Genomic DNA, 24,389 nt, shown 5'->3' on the forward strand with positions numbered 1-24,389 from the left:
GGCCGGTTGGTTGTCCAACACCCCCCCCGCTTTTGCCCCCCCCCCCCCCACATACTTTACGGGGGGTGGCGGTGGCTCCCCCTCCGGGCCACCGCGACCGCCGTTCCCCCGTTGTTCCCCCGTACTCCCCCGTGGTTCCCCCGTACGTCGTGCGCGTGCCTACGGACGCGGGCCGGACGCGTGGTTGTCCAGCGTCTGGATCTCTTCGCCCGCGGCCGGGTCCGGGACCGGAGCCGCAGCCGGGTCCGGCGTCTTCTCGAGCGGCTTGATCTCGACGCCCGAGGCGTGGTTGTCCAGGGTCTCGATATCGACGCCCGAGGCGTGGTTGTCGAGCGGCTTGAGGTTCTCGTTCGTCGTCATCGGTTCTCCTGAAGATTGGGTAGGGCTGGGCCCGTTCGGCGATTCCCCCGATGACCGCCGAACGGGTAGTCCACCAACCGGCCCGGATGCTCCCCCGAGGCGCCGGGTCGATGCGTCTATCGTGGCGGAGGGCGATAAACGAACGATGAACGCCGCGTTCAGCCGGAGTCCCCGCAGCTCAGGCCGCGATCTCCGAGGCCAACAGGGCCTGGACCTCGCCCAGTTCGGCCGACCGAAGCTGCTTGAACACGCTCTCCGCGTCCCGCCAGCACGCCCGCGCCCGGTCCGTCTGTCCCAGCCGCCGCAGCGCCTTGCCGAGCACCGTCAGGACCGTCGCCCGGCGCCACTCCCCGCCGATGCCGCGCAGCGCGATCGCCTGCTCCGCGTGCGAGGCGGCCAGGGTGGGCCGGCGCGCCGCCAGGTGGGCCTCGGCGAGCCGGAAGTGGGTCACGCCCTCCCACAGGGGCTGGCGGTTGTCGTGGAACAGCGACAGCGCCTCGGCGAGCTGCGCCAGGGCCTCGCCGAGCCGCCCCGCCTGGGTGAGGGCGATGCCCAGGGCGTAGCGGCCGTTGGCCAGGCGCAGGCTCAGGCCCATCCGGTCGTAGATGGCGATGCCCTGCTGGGCGAGGTCTATGGCGCTGGGCAGCCGGTCCAGTCCCACGTGGATGCGGGAGAGGTTGCACAGGGCGCTGGCCTCGCCGACGTTGTTGCCGTCGGCGCGGAAGTTCTCGATGGCCTCCAGCAGGTACCGCTCGCCGTCCGCGAACCGGCCCTCGTAGAGGGCGATGATCCCGCGGTCGTTGGGTGCCCAGCAGCTGGGCAGCGGGTCGCCGGCCTCGCGGGCGAGCGCGGTGGCCCGGGCGGCCTCGTCGTCGGCCTCGGCGAAGCGGCCCGCGACCAGGTGGACGTTGGTGAGGGTGGTGCGGGCGCGGCCCTCGGCGTACGGGTCCTTGGCGGCCTGGGCGGCGTCCCGCAGGGCGACCGCGGCGGATTCGTACTGCCGGGAGTTGGCGCCGGACTCGGCCAGGTCCTTCGCCGCCCACAGCAGGTCCACGGCCCGGCGCAGGACCAGCGTCTCGCCGCCCCGTACGGAGGCCTGCCGTACGCACGCCAGCAGCGGGTCGGCCTCGGCGTACAGCCAGTCCAGGGCGGCGCGGGGCTCGGCGAAGACCAGCCCGGGGTAGTGGGTGTCGGACAGGTGCGCGGGCAGCCGGTCGCCGGGGCGTTCCAGGGCGTAGACCCCGGAGGCGGTGGCCAGGTAGAAGTCCAGCAGCCGGTCCAGGGCCGCCTCGCGCGAGCTCGGCGGCTGCTCGTCGCGCTCGGCGCAGGCACGCGCGTAGAGGCGTACGAGGTCGTGGAAGCGGTAGCGGCCGGGAGCGGCGGATTCCAGCAGGGAGCAGTCGACTAAAGCTTCGAGGAGGTCCTCGGTGTCGTACTCGGGCAGGTCCAGTACGGCGGCCGCCGCGGACAGCGAGATGTCGGGGCCGTCGGCGAGGCCGAGGAGGCGGAAGGCGCGCTGCTGGGCGGACTCGAGCTGGCCGTAGCCCAGCTCGAAGGTGGCCTTGACGGCGAGGTCGCCGGCCTGGAGCTCGTCGAGGCGGCGGCGTTCGTCGGCGAGCTTGGCGGCGAGGACGGAGACGGTCCAGGTGCGGCGGGCGGCGAGCCGGGAGGCGGCGATGCGGATGGCGAGCGGCAGGAAGCCGCAGGCGCCGACGACGTCGAGGGCGGCCTGGCGTTCGGCGCGCACGCGTTCCTCGCCGACTATGCGGGTGAAGAGCTGGAGGGCCTCCTCGGGGCTCATCACGTCGAGGTCGACGAGATGGGCCCCGGCGAGGCCCGCCATGCGGACCCGGCTGGTGACGAGGGCGGCGCAGCCGGCGGTGCCCGGCAGCAGCGGGCGGACCTGGGCGGCGTCGCGGGCGTTGTCGAGGAGGACCAGGACGCGGCGGCCGTCGAGGGTGGAGCGGTAGAGCGCGGCCCGGTCGGCGGGGGAGTCGGGGATGGCCGTGTCGGGGGTGCCGAGGGCGCGCAGGAAGGAGCCGAGGACGGCCTCCGGTTCGGCCGGCCGGGCCTCGGTGCCCTGGAGGTCGACGTAGAGCTGGCCGTCGGGGAAGTGCGGGCGGGCGGCGTGGGCGACGTGCACGGCCAGGGTGGTCTTGCCGACGCCGCCGATGCCGGCGAGCGCGGAGACCGCCATGACCTGGTCCTGGGCGCCGCCGCCGAGGATGGCGCCGAGCTCGTCGACGAAGCTGGCGCGGCCGGTGAAGTCGGGGACGGTCGCAGGCAATTGGGCAGGCCTTACGTGAACGGTCGCGGCGGCCGGGGCCGGGTCCTCCGCGCGGGCGAGATCGGCGTCGGCGTTCAGTATGCGCTGCTGGAGAGCGGCCAGTTCGGGGCGAGGGTCGACGCCGAGCTCGTCGGCGAGGAGACGGCGCGTGTCGGCGTAGACGGCGAGGGCCTCGGCCTGCCGGCCGCTGCGGTAGAGGGCGAGCATCAGCAGCTCGCGCAGGCGTTCGCGCAGCGGGTGGGCGGCGGTGAGGGCGGTGAGCTCGGAGACGGCCTCGGCGTGGTGGCCGACCTCCAGGTCGAGGTCGAGGCGGGTCTCCAGCAGCTGCAGGCGCCATTCGGCGAGCCGGGTGCGCTCGGTCTCGGCGTGCGGGCCGGGGACCCCGGCGAGGGGCTCGCCCTCCCACAGGTCGAGGGCGCGGGCGAGGAGCGTCCGGGCGAGGGAGCGGTCACCGGCGGCGCGGGCCGCCTCGGCGTCGGCGGCGAGGCTGCGGGCGATGCCGAGGTCGAGGGTGGCGGCGGAGCGCAGCCGTATGGCGTAGCCGCCGGACTCGGTGACGAGCAGGCCGGGGGCGACGACCTTGCGCAGACGGGAGGCGTACGTACGGATGGTGGCGAGGGCCTGCTGCGGCGGGTCCTCGCCCCAGATGGCGTCGATGAGCTCGGGCGCGGTGGCGGTACGGCCGTCGCGCAGCAGGAGCACGGCGAGCAGGGCGCGCTGCTGGGGGGTGCCGGAGGGCAGGATGTCGGCGCCGCGCCAGGCGCGGACGGGGCCGAGGACGGCGAAGCGGGACTCGCCTGCGGCGGGCGCAGCGGTGTCACCTGCGGCGGTGTCGGCCGGTCCGGCGGCGGCGGGGGCGGCGGGCCGTGCCGGGCCCGTGGCGGCGGCGCCGGGGTACGTGCCGGTTCCGGTTCCGCTTCCGGTTCCGCTTCCGGCTCCGGTCGGGGTCGCCGTCGGCGACGCGGCCCCGGCAGCGCGGCCGGCGGGGTGTGCGACGGCTTCGGACGCGGCTTCGGGTGCGGCGGGTGCCGCGGGGGAGGGGGTCGCCACCGGACCGGCTCGGTGTGCTGCGGCAGCCGTATGGGCCTCGGGGTGTTTCCGCGGGCTCGGGATGGCCGGTACGCCGTCCATCTGTCGTCCCCCTGCCTTCCGTCGGTGTCATGGTCAGTCTGCCCTGTATCGCGCGTACACGTCAGCCCGTCCTTGACCGATCACCGCCCAACTAGCTGACGGTTCGTCAGATCAGCGCTACCGTATGAGCCATGGAGACCTTCCCGAAGATCATCTCGGTGGACGACCACACGGTTGAGCCCCCTCACGTCTGGCGGGACCGGCTCCCGTCCAAGTACCGCGACATCGGGCCCCGCGTCGTCCGTGCCCCCTTGAAGGAAATGACCTTCCTCGGCGGCAAGTTCGCCCCCGTCATGGGGGCCAGGGGCGACGACGGCCCCATCGGCGACTGGTGGGTGTACGAGGACCTGCACCGGCCGCTCACCCGCCTCGACACGGCTGTCGGGTACGACCGCGACGAGATCAAACTGGAAGTCATCACCTACGAGCAGATGCGCCCCGGGTCCTTCTCGGTTCCCGACCGGCTCGCGGACATGGACGTCAACCACGTCCAGTCGGCCCTCTGCTTCCCGACCTTCCCCCGCTTCTGCGGCCAGACCTTTACCGAGGCCAAGGACCGCGAACTGGGACTGCTCGGCGTACGGGCCTACAACGACTGGATGGTGGAGGAGTGGTGCGGCCCGGACGCCCGCGGCCGCCTGATCCCCCTCACCCTGATCCCGCTCTGGGACGCCCGGCTCGCCGCAGCCGAGGTCCGCCGCAACGCCGCGCGCGGCGTGCGGGCGGTCGCCTTCTCCGAGATACCCCCGCACCTGGGCCTCCCCTCCATCCACACGGACGACTGGGACCCCTTCCTGGAGGCGTGCAACGAGACCGGCACGGTCATCGCCATGCACATCGGCTCCTCCTCCCGCATGCCGTCCACCTCGGCGGACGCCCCGCCCGCGGTCGGCTCCACCATCACCTTCGCCAACTGCTGCTTCTCGATGGTCGACTGGCTGATGAGTGGCAAGTTCGAGCGCTTCCCCAACCTGAAGATCATGTACGCGGAGGGCCAGATCGGCTGGATCCCGTACATCCTGGAGCGCGCCGACGTGGTCTGGGAGGAGAATCGGGGCTGGGGCGGAGTCGCGGACAAGGTGCTGCGCCCGCCGTCGGAGCTCTTCGCCGAGCACGTCTTCGGCTGCTTCTTCGACGACGCCTTCGGCCTGAAGAACCTCGACGCGATCGGCGTCGCCAACGTTCTGTACGAGACGGACTACCCCCACTCGGACTCGACCTGGCCCAAGTCCCGCGAGGTCGGCGAGAGCCAGATGGGCCACCTCGCGCCGGACGTGGTGGACCGCATCGTGCGCGGCAACGCGATCGACCTGCTCGGTCTCACACCGGACGGCCTGTGGGTGGGACCGGGGGCGTGAGTCCGCAGCCCTAGGGCGGCCGGCTTCCCCCGTACGGGGGAGGGCGGGATCGTGCGGCCGCGGGATCCGCGGCAGGTGCCGGTTCGGTGAGGCCGGGGCGCGTCCGGGCGGCGAGGAGGCCGGGACCGGCGGCCGAACCGAACCGGGCATGCCGGAGACCCCGGGGCGACCGTGAACGGGATCGCGGTCCGGCGGCGGCGCGGAGCCGCCGACACCGCCCGTCCTACCATCGGGCCGTGACCGGACTCCAGTTGCTCCGCTTCGACCACGCGCCGGCCCTGCTCGCATTCGAGCGGGAGAACCGGGCCTACTTCGCCGCCTCCGTGCCCGACCGCGGCGACCGGTACTTCGAGCGCTTCGACGAGCGGCACGCCGCGCTGATGGCCGAGCAGGCCGCCGGGCTGTGCTTCTTCCACGTGCTGGTGGACGACGGCGGTGACGTGGTGGGCCGGGTCAACCTCGTTGACGTGGCCGACGGTTCGGCCGAGCTCGGGTACCGGATCGCCGAGCGGGCCGCCGGCCGCGGCCTGGCCACGGCCGGGGTACGGGAGGCCCGTGCGCTGGCGGCCCTGGAGTACGGGCTGACCGCGCTGCGGGCGGTCACGACGCTCGACAACGCCGGTTCGCGCGCGGTGCTGGGCCGTACGGGCTTCGTGCCCACCGGCGATGTCGATCTGGAGGGCCGACCGGGGCTGCGTTTCGTATGCGACCTGCGGGTCGAAACCATGTGACGGGAGGGTCGGGAGCCGTTGCCGTTCTTGCACCCACCCCCGCCGCCGGGGCATGCTTCGCCAGGGTGAAGCGGAAGGATGATCATGCCGGTGGACAAGCGGACCGTCGTGACGGCGGTGCTGTGTGCGGTGGCGGCTCTGGGGGCATCCGCCGCGGTGGCCAAGCTGGCGCCGCCACCCGAAGCGGTCCCGCCCGCACGGGCGAAGGCCGCGCCGACCGCCTCGCCGACGGGTCCGTCGTCGCGTTCGCAAGCGGCGAGGCCCCAGCTCTCCCCGCCGCCCGGCAGCACCCTGCCGCCGGCCGTCACACCGCCGCCCGGTGGACCCGCCGCCTTCACCGGGGCCCTGTTCACCGACGGCCTGGACAGTGACCACTTCTGCACCGCCACCGTCGTGAGCAGCCCCGGCCGGAACATGATCATCACTGCCGGGCACTGTCTGCTCGAAGGGGACCAGACCGGCGGAAGCGCCGTCTTCGCTCCCGCCTACGCCAACGGGGTGGCCCCGTACGGCACATGGAAGATCGAGCAGGTCTTCGAGGACGACCGCTGGGCCGAGGGTACGGACGACGACTACGACCTCGCCTTCGCCCGCCTCGCCCCGGACGCCAAGGGCCGCACCATCGAGGACGTGACCGGCGCGGCCGTGCTCGACACCAGCGGCCGCGCGGGCGAGGAGGTCACCGTGACCGGCTACCCCGCCGACCGCAAGATCCCCCGTACCTGCACCTCGGTCGCCGTCCGCGAGAGCGCGACCCAACAGCGCTTCGACTGCGCCGATTTCCCGGGCGGCACCAGCGGCAGCGCGTGGATCGCCCGCGACGGGAAGATCGTCGGCATCCTCACGGGCGGGGACACCGACGACGTGTCCACCAGCACGGTCCTCGGCGAGTACGCGGCCCAGCTGTACGCCAAGGCCACCACGAAGCCCGCGGCCTGATCGGCAAGACACCCCCTGGGGTCCGGCGGGATCCGGAAGGGACGGGCTAGGCCAGCAGTCCCAGGTGGACCGGCTCCGTCGGGGTGTTGGCCAGCAGGTCCGGCAGGCGCGGGGGCCAGAGGGGTTCGCCCAGGGTGGCGAGGCGCTGCGGGGAGAGCCACTGCCAGTGGATGTCCGGGGCCTCGAGGACCGGCTCGCGGTGGGGGCCCGTGGTGACGTAGATGTGCTCGTGCTGGCGGACGGGGATCCCCTGGTGCGTGAAGTCGTGCTCCCAGGTGCAGAGCAGCCGCTCCGGTTCCAGGTCGGTCCACCCGGTCTCCTCGCGCAGCTCGCGCCGCACGCAGTCCTCGGGGCTCTCGCCGGGATCGATGCCGCCGCCGGGCGGCAGCCAGTGGATGCCCACCTCCACGTTGTCCTCGCGGAAGAGGAACACGGATCCGTTGGGGGACAGGATGACAACGCGCGCTGCGTGACGTGGAGTTCGCATCATCAATTCAATGTACGCCGGTGATCGGGTTCGGGGGACGGTCTTGCACCTGGCCTTTTACCGCCGCCCGGCCGCCCGTCCCCCGTCCCGGTGTCCCTTCCGGTTCCGCGGCCCGGTCCGCTACGCCGCAGCCAGCGCCAGCGTCGGCGACAGCCGGGCCGCGCGCACCGCCGGGTAGAGCCCGGCCAGCGTGCCGATGATCAGCGTCGAGGCGAAGCCGCCGGTCACCGCCCAGAGCGGGACCACCCAGGGGAGGTCGCCGACCCGGGCGTAGACCGCTGTGGCCGCGCCGCCCAGGGCGATGCCCGCCAGGCCGCCGAGGCCGGACAGCAGCAGGGACTCCGTCACGAACTGGATCCGGATCTGGCCCTTCGTGCCGCCCAGGGACCGCCGCAGGCCGATCTCGTGGCGCCGCTCCAGCACCGAGATGATCATGGTGTTGGCGACGCCGACCCCGCCCACCAGCAGTGCGATCCCGCCCAGCCCCAGCAGCAGCGTGCTGAACGCGCCCTCCGTGGCCGCCTTCGCCCGGAGCGCCGCCGAGGGATCGGTGACCTGCACCGCGGTCGGGCTCTGCGGGTTGGCCGTCCGGGGGATCAGCTCCCTGACCGCCGCCACCCGGTCGTCCGCCGACCGCTCGTACACCGCCGTCGGGTGACCGCCGAAGCCCAGCAGCTGCTCGGCGGCCTCCCATCCGATCAGCGCGGAGCGCTCGATCTCCGGGGCCAGCGGGACCGGCTCCAGGATGCCGATCACCGTGAAGTACCGGCCGCCGATGAAGACCTGCTGGCCCGGTTCGGTGATGCCGAGCCGGCGCGCGGAGACGTCCCCGAGCACCACCGACGGGTAGCGGCCGGTGACCGCGTTGAGCCAGGTGCCGCTCGCCATGCCCGCGCGCAGGGTGCCCAGCAGGTCGTCCCTGACCGCCTTGAGCGCGATCCCGCCCGTCTCCCCCTTCGGGATGTTCTCCGAACGGCGTACGGACTCGGGCACGTCACCGGTGGTGCCGACCGACTCGACCCCCGCGATCCGGGAGATCATCCCGGGGGCGTCCTTGGGCAGCTCGGTGTCCTGGCCGGTGAACATCCCCTCGCCCGGCTTCACGACCAGCATGTTGGTGCCCAGCCGGTCGAGCTCCTGCAGCAGCTTGGCCTGGCTGGAGGACGAGATCCCGACCACCGCGATCATCGTCGCGATGCCGATGGCGATCCCGAGCGCGGACAGGAACACCCGCATCGGGCGGGAGCGCAGGCCCGCCGATCCGACGTGCAGGACGTCCCGCGGGGACAGCCTCGGCGGCGTCAACCGCCGGGCGCGCACCCGCTTCCGGGCGTCGGCGCGGCTCATGACGCCACCTCCGCCCGGCCGCCCGCGTCGGCCCGGCCGCGCACGCCCGCCCGGCCGCCCACGTCCGCCACGATCTCCCCGTCGCGGATCCGCACCTGCCGCGGCAGGCTCGCCGCGATCTCCTGGTCGTGGGTGATCACGGCGATGGTGGCCCCGTCCCGGTTCAGCTCGCGCAGCAGCTCCATCACCGACTCCCCGGACGCCGTGTCCAGCGCGCCGGTCGGCTCGTCGGCCAGCAGCAGATCGGGTGCGCCCGCCACCGCCCGGGCGATCGCCACCCGCTGCTTCTGCCCGCCCGACAGCTCGTGCGGCCGGTGCCCCATCCGGTCGCCGAGGCCCACCCGCTCCAGCGCCCCGGCCGCCCGGCGCAGCCGCTCGGACCGCGAGAGCCCGCTGTACAGCAGCCCCTCGGCGACGTTCGCCCGGGCGCTGATGCCAGGCACCAGGTGGAAGGACTGGAAGACGAAGCCGACGTGCCGGGAGCGCAGGGCCGACAGCGAGCGGTCCGAGAGGGCCGCGATGTCGTACCCGGCGATCCGTACGCCGCCCGCGGTCGGGCGGTCCAGGGTGCCGACGATGTGCAGCAGGGTGGACTTGCCGGAGCCCGACGGGCCGACGATGGCGAGCAGCTCCCCGGCGGTGACCGTCAGATCGACCCCGCGCAGGGCCGCGACCCCGCCCGGGTACTCCTTCGTGACCCCGGTCAGCTCCACCACTGTCTCCATGTGCGTCACAGCTTCGGGATCCCCACCTGCATGCCCTCCTCGAGGGCGTCGCCGGTCACCTCGACCCGGCCGTTGCCGAACATGCCCAGCCCGACCGGAACCTCGCGGGCCCGGCCGTCCTCCACGACCTGGACGCCGAAGCCGCCATCCGCGAGCGCGAGCAGCGCGCCGACCGGTACGGAGAGCACGCCCTTGCGGGTCTCCCCGGTCAGGCCGACGCTCACCGGGGACTGGTCGGGGGCATTGACCTCGGCCGGCTTGTCGAAGGTGACGGACACCTCGACCTTGGCCTTCTGATCGCCGCCACCGCCACCGCCGCCGCCCGGGCCGCCGTTCCTGTCGTCCGGCCGGGCCGAGCCGCCCACCGAGTCGATCCGCCCGGTGGCGCTGCCGCCCCCGGGCAGCCGTACGGTCACCGGATCGCCCGCCTTCGCCGCGCCCGCCTTCGCCGCGTCCAGCCGGAAGCGGACGATCCGCTCGGTGCCCGTGACCGTCAGCACCGGCTTGCCCGGCCCCGGTTCGTCACCGACCGCCGCATCGTTCCCGCGTACCCGCTGCGGCCCCGAGGCGAAGGCGATGTCCTCCTTGCCGACCTCGCCCGTCTCCGCCGTCCTGTGCGCCTTCTGCCACCGCTTGACCGCCGTGGCCGTGCCCGCCGTGAAGACGCCGTCCTGCGGGTCGAGCCCGGTGCCGTACCCCAGCGCCTGCAGGTTCCGCTTGAGCTGCTTGACGTCCTCGCCCTTGTCCCCGGCCTTCAGCGGCCGGTACATCGGCGTGGACCCGTACATGAGCCGCACCGCCCTGCCGTTGACCTCGTACAGCTTCCCGTCCCGCTCCACCGCCGAGCCCTCGCCCGCGATCCAGGTCAGCACGCCCGGCCCGCCCGCGTTCAGCTTGCGCTCCTGCGCGTAGCCGAGGGTGCCCTCCACCTGGAGGCCCGAGCTGAGGTCGCCCCGCTCGACCGGCGCCGTGGCCGGCGGCAGCCCGCCGGCCGCGCGCCGCTCCTGCCCGCCGGCATCGCCCTGCGTCCGGTCCATGACGGCCCAGCCGCCGCCCGTGGCGGCCAGTACGGCGGCCAGCGAGGCCAGCAGCCACTTGGCCCGCTTCCTCATCGGGCCGTGTCGCACTTCTTCTGGGCCTCCTCGAAGGCCTTCTCCTGGCCCTTGGGGATCTCGGTGGCGCTCTTCATGCCGCCCTCGTGGTACTCAGGGTCTTTGAGGGCGATCCCGTTCTCGCGCATGCACCGGATCCACTCCAGCTCCTTGTCCTTCTCCTCCTGCGTGGGCTCCTTGCCGGCGCCGGAGCCGGTGCTCATCCCGCATGCCTTCATCGCCTCCTGCATCTTCTGCGGGTCGGCGTCCCCGCCCAGCGTCATCCCGCGCGGGTCCTGGCCGGGCTCGGGGTCGGGCACGTCGATGCCGTGCTCGCGCAGGCACTGGCGCATCTTCACGGCGTTGTCGGCCACCGAGCCGGCGCCGCCGCCGCTCGCGCCCCCGGAGGCGTCCTTCTTCCCCGCCGAGGAGTCGTTCGCGCAGGCGGTGGCGAACAGGGTCAGCCCGGTGACGACCGCGGCCGTGGTCATGATCAGGGATCGCTTCATGGGCCCGAGCCTGCGGTGAAAGGGCCTTTCGTTTCCCTCTCGCCCTCTGCTTACAACGGCGAAATGCCGATCTCCGGTAAAGAGGACGCCATGCGCGTACTGGTGGTGGAGGACGAGGAATTCCTCCGGGAGATGATCGCCGAGGGGCTGCGCCGCGATGCGCTCGCCGTCGACGAGGCGGCCGACGGCCCGGAGGCCCTGCGGCGCCTGCGCCTGGGCGAGTACGACGTCCTCGTCCTGGACCGCGACCTGCCCGGCCTGCACGGTGACGAGGTCTGCCGCCAGGTCGTGCGCGAGCGGCTGCTGACGCGCGTCCTGATGCTGACCGCCTCCGGGACGGTACGGGACCGCGTCGAGGGCCTCGGTCTCGGCGCCGACGACTACCTCACCAAGCCGTTCGCCTACGACGAGCTCCTCGCCCGCGTCCTGGCCCTGGGCCGGCGGACCCGCCCCGCCCTGCCGCCCGTGCTGGAGCGCGCCGGGATCGCCGTCGACACCGCCCGGCGCAGCGCCACCCGCGACGGGCACCGGCTCGCGCTGTCCCGCAAGGAGTTCGCGGTGCTGGAGGCGCTGCTGCGCGCCGAGGGCGCCGTGATCAGCAACGACGACCTGATCGAGCAGGTGTGGGAGCAGGACACCAGCTACTCCACCAACGCGGTCCGGGTCACCCTCAGCAAGCTCCGCGCCAAGCTGGGCGAGCCGCCGCTGATCGAGACCGTGCCGGGCGCGGGTTACCGGATCGCCGCCCGGTGAGCGGGCACCGGACGCGGGTCCGCAGACTCCTGCGGACCGAGCGCGGCCGCCTCACCGCCCTGTACGGCTCGCTGCTGCTCCTCGCGGGCGGCGGCCTGGTGGCGCTGGTCTACCTCCTGGTCGGCCAGGGCCTCTACGCGAGCGTCAGCGGGGCCGTGCGTACGGTCGGTCCGGCCTACGTCGCCCAGTCGCCCGGGCCCGTGCCCGGGCTGCCGGTCGCCCCGGGCCGCCCCTGGGAACCGGCCAGGACGATGCCGCCGGGCCAGGCCCCCACCCCCGAGCAGCTCAAGAGCTACGCCTACACCCAGAACCTCTCGGACGCCGTCACCGATGCCACCCGGCACCGGCTGCTGATGTACTCCCTCCTCGCGCTGGCCGTCTTCGCCGTGCTGTCCATCTGCCTCGCCTGGTGGATGGCCGGCCGGGTGCTGCGCCCCGTCGGCGTGATCACCGAGACCGCGCGCCGCCTGTCAGGGGAGAACCTGGACGAGCGGATCTCCCTCGACGCCCCGCCCGGCGAGCTCAAGCAGCTGGCCGACACCTTCGACGCGATGCTGGGGCGGATGGAGCAGCTGGTCTCCGCGCAGCGGCGGTTCGCGGCGAACGCGGCGCACGAACTGCGCACCCCGCTGGCCGTCCAGCGGGCGGCGGCCGAGATCGGGCTGGCCGGGGACCCGTCACCGGAGAAGGTCGCCCGGATCCGCGCCAAGCTGATCGGTGTGGCGGACTCCAGCGAGCACCTCATCGAGTCGCTCCTGCTGCTGGCCGTCTCGGAGCAGGGGCTGGAGTCGACCGGTCCGGTGGACCTGGCGGAGCTCGCGGCGGCCGAGCCGGCGGCCTGTCCGCAGCAGGGGCTGACCGTCGTACGGACCCTCGCGCCGCTGACCGTGACGGGCGACCGGACCCTGCTGGGGCACCTGCTGCGGAACCTGCTGATCAATGCGGTGCGTCACAACCGCGCCGGAGGCCGGATCGCCGTGGCCACGTCCGCCGACGGGGAACTGACGGTGTCGAACACCGGTCCGGTGATCGATCCGGCGGACGCGCCGGGCCTCCTGGAGCCGTTCCGCAGACGCGCCGAACGGCAGCACACCGCTGGTGAGGGCGCCGGGTTGGGGCTGTCGATCGTGGCCTCGATCGCGCGGGCCCACGGGGCGGAGCTGGCGGCCGCGGCCAATCCGGCCCCGGAGGGCGGCCTCACGGTCCGCGTCCGCTTCCCGGTGCCCGCCGAGGCGCGCACGCCCCGGCCACACGGGCTCCGGGGACCTGCTGATGTACGGTCGGTTGAATGAGCAAGCACGCCCGAGCCCGCTCCCGCCCGTCCCGCAGGACCCGTACGAACCGCCGGGTGGCCCTCGCCGCAGTCCTGGGCCTCGCGACCTTCACGGTCGGCTGGGTGTACGTCGCCCAGAACCCGGACAGGGCCGCCGTCGCCCGGCAGGAGGTCCGTGCGGACGCCCGGCCGCAGGCCGAGGACCGCGCCGCGCGCGACTCCCCGCGGGTCGTCGCCCCGCAGGGCCTGACCGGCATCAGCGAGCAGACCCGGGCCCGGATTCCGGCCGAGTCCCTGCAGCTCATCCTGGTCACCGGCAGCGCCGCCGACTCCTCGGAGTCCACTGCCGCGCTCTACACCCGCCCCGCGACCGGCGCCGACTGGGTGCGGGCCGAGAGCTGGCCCGCCCGCAACGGGGCCAAGGGCTGGTCGGCCGAGCGTGCGTACGGCGACCTGACCTCGCCGCAGGGTGTCTTCGCGCTCACCGACGCGGGCGGCCTGCTGCCGAAGCCGCCCGGCACCCGGCTCCCGTACGACAGGAACGGCGGCTTCGTCGCCAGCGGTCTCGGGGTGAACGGGGAGTCCCTGGCGGGCTCCTTCGACTACGTCGTCGCGATCGACTTCAACCGCAGGGCTGGCAGGTCCCCGCTGGATCCGGTCATGCCGGACGGTGCGGGCAAGGGCGGCAACATCTGGCTGCACGTGGACCACGACGGCCCCTCGCAGGGGTGCGTCGGCATCCCGAAGGCGGCCATGAAGAAGGTCCTGGAAACCCTCGACCCGGCGGCGAAGCCGGTCATCGTGATGGGGCCGGAAGGCTTCTGACGCGGGCGAACCGGGGCCGGAGCAGCAGGCCGATGTAGGCCAGGTCGAAGACGCTGCACAGGATCCCGAGCCCGAGGATGAACGGGGCGTCCTCCACCACCCCGAACAGCAGGGTGGGGGCGAGCGTCCCGAGCCACTTGGCGACGGCGATGGTCAGGGACTGCCCGTGCGACCCCTGCCGGGTGGTGTACAGGCCGATGAACAGCCCGGACATCAGGAGGTTCTGCAGGAACGCCGAGTACCTGGTCGCGTCGTGCATCCCGAAGTGCGCCAGGAACAGCCACTGCACGGCGAAGCCCGTGCCGAAGATCAGGACCGACCAGGCGGCGAAGAGGGGCCGGGTGACGAACTCGGGCAGCTCGGCCCGTCCGAAGCGCAGGTAGGTGTAGACGATCACGAGGTCGGCCACCGCCCACACCACGTTGACGACGCCCTGCGCGGAGACGCCGACCGAGAACTCACGGACGGCGTAGGTGCTCTCCCAGGCGAAGTTGAGCGCGAGCGCGGCGACGGGCATCGCATATGTCCGGTCGCGCAGCCCGACGCGGATCGCCTCCACGTACACGACCGTCCAGGCGATCCCGCTGACGAGCGTGAGCATCAGATCCACGCGCGCACCCTAGCGAGCGGAACGGGCGGAGGGAACGGGCGGAACCGGCCCTCGTCCCGGCCCGGCCCTTGCGTCCGGTTCCGGGCGGAGCCTGTCGCCCCCCTTGTCTGACGGCCCGTCAGGTACCACGATGGCCCGGCACCGATATGACGAATCGGCAGACGAAGGCGAGGCGGGTCCGCCATGGCGCGCGTGTTTCCGGAAGGTCGGCTGGTCTACGGGATGCAGCTCCCGGTCCAGTCGCAGAGCACCATCTACGCCGAGCCCTGGGAGGCCTCGGCCACCGCCGCCGATCTCGCCGGGATCGCGCGGGCCGCCGACCGGGCCGGTTTCGGGTACGTGGCCACCTGCGACCACGTGGCCGTCCCGCGGCGGCTCGCCGGCCCCATGAGCACCGTCTGGTACGACCCGGTGGCGACCCTGTCCTTCCTCGCCGGCATCACCGAGAAGGTGCGGCTGCTGAGCCACGTCGCGATCCTCGGCCTGCGCCACCCGCTGATCAGCGCCAAGCAGTACGCCACCCTCGACCACCTCTCCGGCGGCCGGCTGATCCTCGGTGTCGGCGCCGGGCACGTGCAGGAGGAGTTCGAGATCCTCGGAGTGGACTTCGCGCGCCGCGGGGCCGTCCTCGACGAGACCCTCGACGCGCTGCGGTCGGCGCTGGGGCCCGAGGAGTACCCGGAGTTCGAGGGCGAGCTGTTCTCCTTCAAGGACCTCGGCCAGCTGCCCCGGCCCGTCCAGGAGCGGATCCCCGTCTGGGTCGGCGGCTCCTCGCCCGCCGCCGTGCGCCGCGCCGCGGTCCGCGGGGACGGCTGGCTCCCGCAGGGCGACCCGCGCGACCGGCTCCCGGCGCAGATCGCCCGTATCGCGGAACTGCGCGCCGGGGCGGGGGCGAGCGGCCCCTTCGAGGTGGGCGCGATCACCGAGGCACTGTACGTCGGCGAGCCCGGCTGGGACACCGGCCGCCGCACCCTCACCGGCAAGGCGGAGGCGCTCGCCGAGTCCCTGCGGGAGTACCGGGCGCTGGGCGTGGACCAGATCCAGGTCCGCTTCCGCAGCCGCGACCGCGCCGAACTCGTGGACCAGATCACCGCTTTCGGGGCCGAGGTGGGCCCCCTCCTCAATGACTAGGAGCACAGGTATGGGCAAGCTGGAGGGGCGCGTCGTCATCATCACCGGCGCGGCGCGCGGCCAGGGCGAGCAGGAGGCCCGGCTCTTCGCCGCCGAGGGGGCCAGGGTGCTCCTCGGGGACGTGCTGGACGAGCAGGGCGCGGCGGTGGCCAAGGACATCGGCGAGGACCGGGCGCGCTACGTGCGGATGGACGTGAGCCGCGAGGAGGACTGGGAGGCCGCGATCGCCGTCGCGAAGGAGGCCTTCGGCCCGGTCGACGGCCTGGTCAACAACGCGGGCATCCTGCGCTTCAACGAGCTGACCGCGACCCCGCTGGAGGAGTTCCAGCAGGTGGTCCAGGTCAACCAGGTGGGCGCCTTCCTCGGGATCAAGACGGTGGCCCCCGAGATCGAGGCGGCCGGCGGCGGCACCATCGTCAACACCTCCTCGTACACGGGCCTGACGGGCATGGCGTACGTCGGCACCTACGCCGCCACCAAGGCGGCGATCCTCGGCCTCACCCGGGTGGCTGCGCTGGAGCTCGCGGGCAAGGGCATCCGGGTCAACGCGATGTGCCCGGGCGCAGTGGACACCCCGATGGCCAACCCGGGCCTGCTGGACCCGGCGAACATGACCGACGAGGCCAGGGACGCGATGGCCGAGCTCTACAAGCGGGTGGTCCCGATGGGGCGGGTGGGGCAGCCGGAGGAGATCGCGAAGCTGGCGCTCTTCCTGACGGCAGAGGACTCCTCGTACATCACCGGCCAGCCGTTCGTGATCGACGGCGGCTGGATGGCGGGCGTCAGCATCCTGTAGCGGTATCTGATGGAGCGTCAGCTATTGACGCTGCCGCCCCGGCGATGGAACAGTCGAGACATCAAATCTGACGCAACGTCAGAAACCAAAGGACGGTGAACCCCTTGGAATTCGGGCTCTTTGTGCAGGGATACGTGCCTGAGGCGCGGTCCAAGGTCGACCCCGAGGCAGAGCACAAGGCGCTGATCGAGGAGACCGAGTACGTCATACAGGCGGACAAGTCCGGCTTCAAATACGCCTGGGCCTCCGAGCACCACTTCCTGGAGGAGTACTCGCACCTGTCGGCGAACGAGGTGTTCCTCGGGTACCTCGCCCACGCCACCGAGCGCATCCACCTCGGCTCCGGCATCTTCAACCCGCTCGCCCCGGTGAACCACCCGGTCAAGGTGGCCGAGAAGGTCGCCATGCTCGACCACCTCTCCAAGGGCCGCTTCGAATTCGGCACCGGCCGCGGCGCGGGCAGTCACGAGATCCTCGGCTTCCTGCCGGGCATCGAGGACATGAACGGCACCAAGGAGATCTGGGAGGAGACCATCGCGGAGTTCCCCAAGATGTTCCTCCAGGAGGAATACGAGGGGTTCCAGGGCAAGCACTGGTCCCTGCCGCCGCGCAAGGTCTTCCCCAAGCCGTACGGGAAGGCCCACCCGGCCATGTGGTACGCCGCCGGGTCCCCGTCCTCCTACGCGATGGCGGCGAAGAAGGGCCTCGGCGTGCTGGGCTTCAGCGTGCAGAAGGTCTCCGACATGGAGTGGGTCCTCGACCAGTACAAGACGGCCATCCGGGAGGCGAAGGCCATCGGCGCCTTCGTCAACGACAACGTCATGGTCACCTCGACCGCGATCTGCGCCGAGACCCACGACAAGGCCGTCGAGATCGCCGTCAACGCCAACATGAACCGCTTCCAGTCGCTGGTCTTCCGCTACCACGACACCTTCCCGCGGCCCGAGGCGATCCCGCAGTGGCCCGAGACCCTCCCGGAGTACAACGCGGAGATCATCGAGCTGCTGATCGCCGAGGAACTACTGATCTGCGGTGACCCGTCGGAGGTCCGCGCGCAGTGCAAGCGCTGGGAGCAGGCCGGCGCCGACCAGCTGTCCTTCGGTCTGCCGACCGGTGTCTCGCCCGAGGACACGATGACGACGATCAAGCTGATCGGCGAACACGTGATCCCGCACATCGACACGGACCCGGTCCACCGCACGACCCGCTTCCGTCAGGCGGCCTGACCCGGCGGGCGGCTCGCCCCGGCGGGCCGTCTGCCCGGCGGGCGCACGAACGGGGACGGCGTCTTCCCGGACCGCCGTCCCGAACCCTGCCCCGGCCGGGCGGCCACCGGCCGGGGCGCGGGGTTCTGTTCGTCCGGGTCGGTCCGCGGGGTCCCTCCGGGGCGTCTCCTCGTCCTCGCGCCTGCGGGCACCTGCCGCAGTGCGGGGTGGTTGCGCGCTCGTCCTGCGGGGACGCCCCGGAACGCCCCCGCTCCCCCCGCGCCTGCCATGCCCCGCCCCGGGGTCGGGACGGAGGGAGTGGGGGCGGGGACACGGCGGAGTGTCCCCGCAGGACGAGCGCGCAACCACCCTCCGCATCACGAGGTGCCCGCAGGCGCGAGGACGAGGAGACATTCCGGCGGGGCACCGCCCCCACAGGCCGATCCCGCCCACGGCAGACGGTCGGCAGGCGGGGCACCGCCCCCACAGGCCGATCCCGCCCACGGCAGACGGGACTCGGCCGCGCCGCACGCAACGCAACGCAACGGAGAAGGGACGTCATGCTCGACCACCTGATCAAGGGCGCGACCGTCGTGGACGGCACCGGCGCTCCCGCCCGCGTCGCAGACGTGGGGATACGCGACGGCCGGATCGCGGCGATAGCCGCACCCGGCACCGTCACCGAAGAGGCCCGCACCAGTGAGGACGCCACCGGGCTGGTCCTCACCCCCGGCTTCATCGACCCCCACACGCACTACGACGCCCAGCTGTTCTGGGACCCGTACGCCACGCCCTCCATGAACCACGGCGTGACCACCGTCGCCGGCGGCAACTGCGGCTTCACCCTGGCGCCGCTGCACCCTGACCGCCCCGAGGACGCCGACTACACCCGCCGCATGATGAGCAAGGTCGAGGGCATGGCCCTCAAGGCCCTGGAGGAGGGCGTCGACTGGACCTGGTCCACCTTCGGCGAGTACCTCGACGCCCTGGAGGGCCGGATCGCCGTCAACGCCGGGTTCATGGTCGGCCACTGCGCCCTGCGCCGCCACGTCATGGGCGAGGACGCCGTCGGCGGCCAGCCCACCCCCGAGCAGATGCAGCAGATGCTCGACCTCTTCCACGACGCCATGAACGCCGGCGCCTGGGGCCTGTCCACCACCCAGTCCTCCACGCACTCCGACGGGTCCGGCGCCCCCGTGGCCTCCCGCCACGCCCGGCCCGCCGAGCTGCTGGCCCTCTCGAAGGCGGTCGCCGAGCACGAGGGCACCCAGCTGGAGGCGATCGTCGCCGGCTGCCTCGACCAGTTCTCGGACGACGAGATCGACCTGTTCGTGGAGATGAGCGCCGCGGCCGGCCGGCCCCTGAACTGGAACGTCCTCACCATCGACGCCTCCGTCCCCGAACGGGTCCCGCGCCAGCTGATCCCCAGCGAACGCGCCCGCAGGGCCGGCGGCCGGATCGTCGCGCTGACCATGCCGATCCTCACCCCCATGAACATGTCGCTGGGGACCTTCTGCGCGCTCAACCTGATCCCCGGCTGGGGCGAGATCCTCGGCCTGCCCGTCCCCGAGCGGATCGCGAAGCTCCGTGACGCGGGCGTACGCGCCGAGATGCTGCGCCGCGCCGACAGCAAGGAGGCCGGTGTCTTCCGCCGCCTCGCCCACTTCGGCCGCTACGTCATCGGCGACACGTACAGCAAGGAGAACGAGGGCCTCTCCGGGCGGGTCGTGAACGACATCGCCGCCGAGCGCGGCCAGGACCCCTTCCAGTGCCTGGTGGAGATCTGCGCCAACGACGACCTGCGCACCGTGCTCTGGCCGATGCCCACCGACAACGATCCGGCGAGCTGGACGCTGCGCGCCGAGACCTGGCAGCACGAGGACGTCATGCTCGGCGGCTCCGACGCCGGAGCCCACCTGGACCGGATGTGCGGGGCCCCGTACACGACCCGTTTCCTCGGGGACTGTCTGCGCGGCCGCAAGCTGGTGCCGCTGGAGCAGGCGGTCCGGATGCTCACCGACGACCCGGCCCGGCTGTTCGGGCTGCGCGAGCGCGGCCGCCTCGTCGAGGGCTTCCACGCGGACCTGGTCCTCTTCGACCCGGAGCGCATCGAGGCCGGCCCGGCGACCCTGGTCCACGACCTGCCCGGGGACAGCCCGCGGCTGGACGCTCGGGCCATCGGCATCGTCTCGGTACGGGTCAACGGCGTGGAGACCATCCGCGACGACGAGGTCACGGGGGCGATCCCCGGGATCGTGCTCCGCTCGGGCCGGGACACGAGGACGGTGAGCACCCGATGACGGACGCCCGGGCGCAGCGGCTCTACATCGGCGGAGAGTGGGTGGAGCCCGCGGGCGGCCACTACGAGGTGGTCAACCCGGCGGACGAGTCGGTGGTCGGGCTCGCCCCCGAGGCATCGCGCGAGCAGGTCGCCGACGCGGCCCGCGCCGCGGCGGAGGCCTTCGTGAGCTGGTCCCGTACGACGCCCGAGGCGCGGGCCGCGATCCTGGACCGGGCCGCGGACATCATGCAGCGGGAGTTCGAGCCGTGGACGGCGCTCGCGCAGGCGGAGACGGGCGCACCCACCGGGATCGCCCGCGGCATGCAGGTCGGCGTCGGGGTGGCCCGCTTCCGGCGGTACGCCAAGGGCGCCCTGGAGCCGGTGGAGAAGGGGCTGCCGCCGCAGGTCACCGAGGCCGGCCCGATGGGGCGGGCGAGCATCCTGGGCGCGCTGGAGGTCCGCCAGCCGGTCGGAGTGGTCACCTGCATCACCTCCTACAACAACCCGTGGGCGAACCCGGCGGGCAAGGTGGCCCCGGCCCTGGCCATGGGCAACACGGTGGTGGTCAAGCCGGCGCCGCAGGACCCGCTGTCGGTGTTCAGGATGGCGGACGCCCTGCACGAGGCCGGGGTGCCGGCGGGCGTGGTGAACGTGGTGAACGGCCGGTCGGTGGAGGTCGGCGAGGCCGCGGTGGATTCCCCGTACGTGGACATGGTGTCCTTCACCGGTTCCACGGCGGTCGGGCAGCGCATCGCGGAGGTCTGCGGCCGGTCCATGAAGCGGCAGCTGATGGAGCTGGGCGGCAAGGGCGCGGCGATCGTCCTGCAGGACGCGGACCTGGACGCGGCGGTGATGGGGATCGGGACGACCTTCTCCTTCTACTCCGGGCAGATCTGCACGGCCCCGACCCGGGTGATCGTGCACCGGTCGGTGTACGGGCAGCTGATCGAGAAGCTCACCGGCTACCTGGCCTTCATGAAGGTCGGCGACCCGGCGGCGGCCGGGACGGTGGTCGGCCCGGTGATCTCGGCGGCGCACCGGGACCGCGTGGAGTCGTACATCGAGCTGGGGAAGAAGGAGGGGGCGCGGATCGCGTACGGCGGCGAGCGCCCGGTGGTCGGTGACGGCCGCGGCTTCTACGTGGCCCCGACGCTGCTGGTGGACTGCACGAACGACATGCGGGTGGTCCGCGAGGAGATCTTCGGCCCGGTGGTGGTGGTCGTCCCCTTCGACGGGGGCGAGGACGAGGCCGTCGCGCTGGCCAACGACAGCGACTTCGGGCTGCTGAGCTACGTGTGGTCGGCGGATTCGGCCCGCGCGTTCCGCGTGGCGCGGCGGCTGCGGGCGGGCGGAGTGGGTGTGAACACCATCGGCCGGAACATGGAGGCGCCGTTCGGCGGCTTCAGGCGCAGCGGGGTGGGCCGTGACGTGGGCTCGTACGCGCTGCACGCCTACAGCGAGATGCAGTCGATCGTCTGGACGGGCTGAGGCGGTGGTCGTCCGTGTCCGGCCGGGGCGCGTCCCCGGCCGGACACGGACACCCCTCAGTCCTGCGGCCAGTTGTAGCCGAGGGACTCGGCTAGTGCGCGGCTGCCCTCGTGAAGGCGGGCGAACCCCTTCGGGTCGGACACCGCGAACTGCTCCAGCACGGCCGCCGCGCGGTCCTGCGGCGGGCTGCCGTCGTCGTACGGCAGGGGCCACTCGAAGAAAAGCCGCACGGGCCTGCCCTCCTGCGGGTCCTCGGCGCGGCCCGGGGGTGCGAACGCGAACCGGATCAGAGTCTTCTCCGGCTCGCGCCAGTCGGTGATGGCCCAGCACCGATCGATGTCCCACCGGCTCAGCAGGTCCGGCCGATCCCGCAGCCCGGCCTCGATCAGCCGCGCCGTACCTCGGGCGGGCCAGCACCAGGAGTGGTCCCCTTCGGCGCGTTCGAGCTCGGCGTCGTACGCGGCCGCGTCGAAGCGGTACGCGGGCGGCTGCGGGAGCGCCGCCCCGCGCCAGCCGTCCCACACCACCTCCGTGCCCTCCCGGCGGATCGTCACGTACAGGGCGCCGCAGCAGCTCTCGGCACAGTAGGCCGCGGCGAGCCGTACCTCCCGCGGCTGCGGTCCGGCGCGCAGGCGGCCGTTGTCGAGCAGCAGCTCCGGCCGGATGCAGGGTCCCACTTCGAACAGCGCGGGCAGCAGCGGGAGTCCGTCCACCAGGATCCGGGTCTCGACGGCGGACGTCGCCGCGGTGGTGTGGACGACGGCCACTTCCCAGCGGGGGAGCGGGCCCACCGCAGCCGTACGGGTGAAGGGCAGACGCGCGTTGCGCCGGATCCAGTCCGCCCGGCGCACCTCGGCGCCCTCTCCGACGTCCGCCCGCACCGCGGTCCACGGGGCCCCGGCCAGTAGCCGGTCCAGCCCGTCGAGCAGGGTCTCCCGGCGCCCGGGACCCCAATCGAGGAGTGCGGCGGGACCGCTGTGCAGGTCGAGGGCGGTCGAGAGGAGCAGCGTGTGGTGGGCGAGGGTCGGGGGCAGCCGGTCCGCCGCCGCGAGCACCCTCTCGTACACGGCCACGGCCGGCCCGTAGTCCAGGATGTCGGCCCGGTGGTCCAGCTGCCGGGACATCGAGTGCAGTAGCCGGAGTGCTGTGGAGATCAGTTCCGCGTCGTCCTCGGGGTGGGCGCGCAGCAGGCCGTGGAGGTCGGCGGCCTCGGCGACCCGGCGGGGCGAGCCCGCGGGCGGCCCCTGCCCCAGGGTGAGCAGGGCGGTCCGGGTGCCCCGGGCGTCACCTGCGGCGGCGGCCGCGCGCAGGGGTTTCAGCCGGTCGGAGCGGGTCCGGCCGCTCAGGATCAGCAGGGCGGATGCCTGCCGGTCGAGCCGGTCGAGCGCTGCGGCCGCGGGGGAACCGAGGCCCTGCAGCATGCCGAGGGCCTTCAGGTACGGCACGTCCTCGGCCTCGCCGAGACGGTTCAGCAGGGCCATGCCGACGCCGACGGCGGCGGCGGAGGTGCCGGTGCGGATCAGCTGCCGGGCGGTCCGCCGGGCCGCGTCCTCGTCCGCCGGGAAGAGCCGTGCGGCGTGCCCGTGCAGGATGTGGTGGGGCATCAGCAGGTCGGCGACCCGGCGGTGGACGGCTTCGGCGGCGCGTACCGGATCGGGGTCGGCCAGTGGCGGCAACAGTGCGGCCGCCACTGTCGAATGGGTCTTTTTCCAGGTCAGACCCTTGCCGGAAGGCTCCGGCGGGGATCCGTCGGGCAAGGGATAACCCTCGCTCGGGACTTGGCCGTCCGGCTCGATGCCATGGCGGAAGAGGGCGTAGTCGTACAGGGACGTCGTCCGGGGGGCGAGCGGCTCGCGCTCGTCGCGGACGCTCATCGGGCGGGGTGGGACTCGATTCCGTAGGTCATGCCGAGAGGGTGTCAGGCGGGGTCAGGACGCGTCCAGCGAAAATGCGGCCTCGCCGCGGACCCGTCCGTTGATCTGGAGCTGCACCAGGTGCTCGCCCGAGTGGTAGCGGCGGGTGGTGATCGGCTTGAAGGAGTGCCGCTTGGTGCCGCCGAGGGTTTCGCCGGGGGCCAGCGCGCGGGTGACGAGTTTGAACACCTTGGGGGTGCGGGTTCCGTTGGCCTTCGCGTGGTGCACGACGTAGTCGACGACCAGCTGCGCAGCGAGGGGGCCGGTGTTGGTCACCGCCCAGTCGAAGACGAGGTACTCGCCGACGGCGACCCGCGGGACGGCGACGACGGGGCCGCTCACGGTGACCGGCACGTCGGGGAAGTGGCCGAGCAGGGTCAGTGCCTCGGGCCGGCCGGCCTTGATCAGGGTGCGCAGCCCGTGCCGTACGACGCGGTCCGTCGTGGCCCCGGGCCCGGCCAGCCAGCGGGCCGCGGTCTCGACGGCGAGCTCGGGGTGGTCGCGGCTGATGTCGTTGAGGTGGTTGGAGACGGAGCGGCGGACGTATTCGGACGTGTCGCGGTAGAGGGCGTCCAGCACCGGCAGGGCCGGCCGCGGGTCGGCGACGAAGGCGGGCAGCTGCGGCGCCCACGGCAGCCGGGGCCGGGTGCCCTCGCTGGCGAGGCGGCGCACGTGCGGGTCCGGGTCGGCCGTCCATTCCTGTACGACGGCCAGGGCGCGGGCCGGGTCGGCGCGCAGGAAGGGCCGTACGGCGGATTCCGCGGTGAGCCGGGAGGTGAGGTCGTGCAGCAGGGCCAGCCCGGGCTCGAACACCTCCAGCCCGCGGACGGCTACGGCCTCGTTGACGGGGAAGGTCATCCACCCCGCGAAGGCGGGGTCGGCGAGGGCGGTGCGCACGACGGCCTCGAAGGCGGGCCATTCGGCGGGAAGGTCGTCGAGCACGGCGTCGCGGACGGCGGTGACGCGGCCGCTGTAGCTCAGTCCGTCGAGGGCGCCGGCGCGGGCGCGCAGGGCCGGCGCGGACCGGCGGCCGCCCGCGCGGGCGAGCAGCCGGGCCAGGGTGGTGACGGTGTCCGCGCTGAGGAGCTCATCGGCCGTGGGCATGGGCCCAGTCTTGCGGATGGCGCCCCGGTCCAGGGAGCTCATGGC

General features: G+C 73.2%; 21 protein-coding genes. 11 read left to right on the forward strand and 10 right to left on the reverse strand.

What is annotated here, in order from left to right; translation table 11 throughout:
* Positions 1–159 precede the first annotated feature (159 nt).
* Positions 160–360: a hypothetical protein gene (locus tag ACWGE1_RS15005; RefSeq protein ID WP_453420923.1), complete on the reverse strand. Its 201-nt coding sequence runs from the start codon at positions 358–360 to the stop codon at positions 160–162.
* A 178-nt stretch (positions 361–538) separates the two neighbouring features.
* A complete protein-coding gene (locus ACWGE1_RS15010; protein ID WP_453420924.1) occupies positions 539–3,778 on the reverse strand; it encodes a BTAD domain-containing putative transcriptional regulator in 3,240 nt (1,079 codons plus the stop codon).
* A 131-nt stretch (positions 3,779–3,909) separates the two neighbouring features.
* Between ACWGE1_RS15010 and ACWGE1_RS15015 the strand changes: the two genes are divergently transcribed.
* The 3 genes from ACWGE1_RS15015 (at position 3,910) to ACWGE1_RS15025 (ending at position 6,806) form a co-directional block, all read left to right on the forward strand.
* Positions 3,910–5,136, forward strand: coding sequence for an amidohydrolase family protein (locus ACWGE1_RS15015; RefSeq protein ID WP_453420925.1), 1,227 nt, complete (start codon positions 3,910–3,912; stop codon positions 5,134–5,136).
* Between the two features lie 236 nt (positions 5,137–5,372).
* Positions 5,373–5,867, forward strand: a complete 495-nt coding sequence (locus tag ACWGE1_RS15020; protein ID WP_453420926.1) for a GNAT family N-acetyltransferase — start codon at positions 5,373–5,375, stop codon at positions 5,865–5,867.
* Between the two features lie 84 nt (positions 5,868–5,951).
* Positions 5,952–6,806: a trypsin-like serine peptidase gene (locus tag ACWGE1_RS15025; protein WP_453420927.1), complete on the forward strand. Its 855-nt coding sequence runs from the start codon at positions 5,952–5,954 to the stop codon at positions 6,804–6,806.
* 46 nt (positions 6,807–6,852) lie between these two features.
* On the opposite strand, the gene ACWGE1_RS15030 is transcribed toward ACWGE1_RS15025, so the two are convergent.
* From ACWGE1_RS15030 to ACWGE1_RS15050, 5 genes are all read right to left on the reverse strand, one after another.
* Entirely contained in the window at positions 6,853–7,296 is a 444-nt protein-coding gene (locus tag ACWGE1_RS15030; RefSeq protein WP_453420928.1) for an NUDIX hydrolase, read from the reverse strand.
* 117 nt (positions 7,297–7,413) lie between these two features.
* The gene (locus ACWGE1_RS15035; RefSeq protein ID WP_453420929.1) at positions 7,414–8,640 is read right to left on the reverse strand and encodes an ABC transporter permease; all 1,227 of its coding nucleotides are present in this window, start codon (positions 8,638–8,640) and stop codon (positions 7,414–7,416) included.
* A complete protein-coding gene (locus ACWGE1_RS15040; protein WP_453420963.1) occupies positions 8,637–9,356 on the reverse strand; it encodes an ABC transporter ATP-binding protein in 720 nt (239 codons plus the stop codon). Before ACWGE1_RS15040 ends, ACWGE1_RS15035 begins: the two co-directional genes overlap by 4 nt.
* Positions 9,357–9,370: 14 nt before the next feature.
* Entirely contained in the window at positions 9,371–10,477 is a 1,107-nt protein-coding gene (locus ACWGE1_RS15045; protein WP_453420930.1) for a peptidoglycan-binding protein, read from the reverse strand.
* Complete coding sequence (locus tag ACWGE1_RS15050; protein WP_453420931.1) at positions 10,474–10,965, reverse strand: hypothetical protein; 492 nt, start codon at positions 10,963–10,965, stop codon at positions 10,474–10,476. Before ACWGE1_RS15050 ends, ACWGE1_RS15045 begins: the two co-directional genes overlap by 4 nt.
* 90 nt (positions 10,966–11,055) lie before the next feature.
* On the opposite strand from ACWGE1_RS15050, the gene ACWGE1_RS15055 reads away from it, so the two are divergent.
* From ACWGE1_RS15055 to ACWGE1_RS15065, 3 genes are read left to right on the forward strand one after another with little or no spacing between them, the layout of a single operon-like run.
* Positions 11,056–11,718, forward strand: a complete 663-nt coding sequence (locus ACWGE1_RS15055; protein WP_453420964.1) for a response regulator transcription factor — start codon at positions 11,056–11,058, stop codon at positions 11,716–11,718.
* The gene (locus ACWGE1_RS15060; RefSeq protein WP_453420932.1) at positions 11,715–13,010 is read left to right on the forward strand and encodes an ATP-binding protein; all 1,296 of its coding nucleotides are present in this window, start codon (positions 11,715–11,717) and stop codon (positions 13,008–13,010) included. Before ACWGE1_RS15055 ends, ACWGE1_RS15060 begins: the two co-directional genes overlap by 4 nt.
* Complete coding sequence (locus tag ACWGE1_RS15065) at positions 13,007–13,816, forward strand: L,D-transpeptidase family protein (protein ID WP_453420933.1); 810 nt, start codon at positions 13,007–13,009, stop codon at positions 13,814–13,816. Before ACWGE1_RS15060 ends, ACWGE1_RS15065 begins: the two co-directional genes overlap by 4 nt.
* On the opposite strand, the gene ACWGE1_RS15070 is transcribed toward ACWGE1_RS15065, so the two are convergent.
* Complete coding sequence (locus ACWGE1_RS15070; RefSeq protein ID WP_453420965.1) at positions 13,788–14,417, reverse strand: transmembrane-type terpene cyclase; 630 nt, start codon at positions 14,415–14,417, stop codon at positions 13,788–13,790. The two genes, ACWGE1_RS15065 and ACWGE1_RS15070, sit on opposite strands and share 29 nt — an antisense overlap.
* A 192-nt stretch (positions 14,418–14,609) precedes the next feature.
* Between ACWGE1_RS15070 and ACWGE1_RS15075 the strand changes: the two genes are divergently transcribed.
* The 5 genes from ACWGE1_RS15075 to ACWGE1_RS15095 all read left to right on the forward strand — a co-directional run bounded on the left by ACWGE1_RS15075 (position 14,610) and on the right by ACWGE1_RS15095 (position 21,327).
* A complete protein-coding gene (locus ACWGE1_RS15075) occupies positions 14,610–15,557 on the forward strand; it encodes an LLM class F420-dependent oxidoreductase (RefSeq protein WP_453420934.1) in 948 nt (315 codons plus the stop codon).
* Between the two features lie 10 nt (positions 15,558–15,567).
* Entirely contained in the window at positions 15,568–16,353 is a 786-nt protein-coding gene (locus ACWGE1_RS15080) for an SDR family NAD(P)-dependent oxidoreductase (protein WP_453420935.1), read from the forward strand.
* A 104-nt stretch (positions 16,354–16,457) separates the two neighbouring features.
* Positions 16,458–17,579, forward strand: a complete 1,122-nt coding sequence (locus ACWGE1_RS15085; RefSeq protein WP_314250461.1) for an LLM class flavin-dependent oxidoreductase — start codon at positions 16,458–16,460, stop codon at positions 17,577–17,579.
* A 539-nt stretch (positions 17,580–18,118) separates the two neighbouring features.
* Positions 18,119–19,858, forward strand: coding sequence for an N-acyl-D-amino-acid deacylase family protein (locus ACWGE1_RS15090; RefSeq protein WP_453420936.1), 1,740 nt, complete (start codon positions 18,119–18,121; stop codon positions 19,856–19,858).
* Positions 19,855–21,327, forward strand: a complete 1,473-nt coding sequence (locus tag ACWGE1_RS15095) for an aldehyde dehydrogenase family protein (RefSeq protein WP_453420937.1) — start codon at positions 19,855–19,857, stop codon at positions 21,325–21,327. The genes ACWGE1_RS15090 and ACWGE1_RS15095 overlap by 4 nt, the downstream gene beginning before the upstream one ends.
* Before the next feature lie 56 nt (positions 21,328–21,383).
* On the opposite strand, the gene ACWGE1_RS15100 is transcribed toward ACWGE1_RS15095, so the two are convergent.
* Together ACWGE1_RS15100 and ACWGE1_RS15105 are read right to left on the reverse strand one after the other, a co-directional pair.
* A complete protein-coding gene (locus ACWGE1_RS15100; protein WP_453420938.1) occupies positions 21,384–23,201 on the reverse strand; it encodes a hypothetical protein in 1,818 nt (605 codons plus the stop codon).
* A 54-nt stretch (positions 23,202–23,255) separates the two neighbouring features.
* Positions 23,256–24,344 carry a DNA alkylation repair protein gene (locus tag ACWGE1_RS15105; protein WP_453420939.1) on the reverse strand — a complete coding sequence of 363 codons (1,089 nt, stop codon included), beginning with the start codon at positions 24,342–24,344 and terminating at the stop codon, positions 23,256–23,258.
* Between the last annotated feature and the right edge of the window lie 45 nt (positions 24,345–24,389).

It is taken from the genome of Streptomyces sp. NPDC054932, from assembly GCF_053610205.1.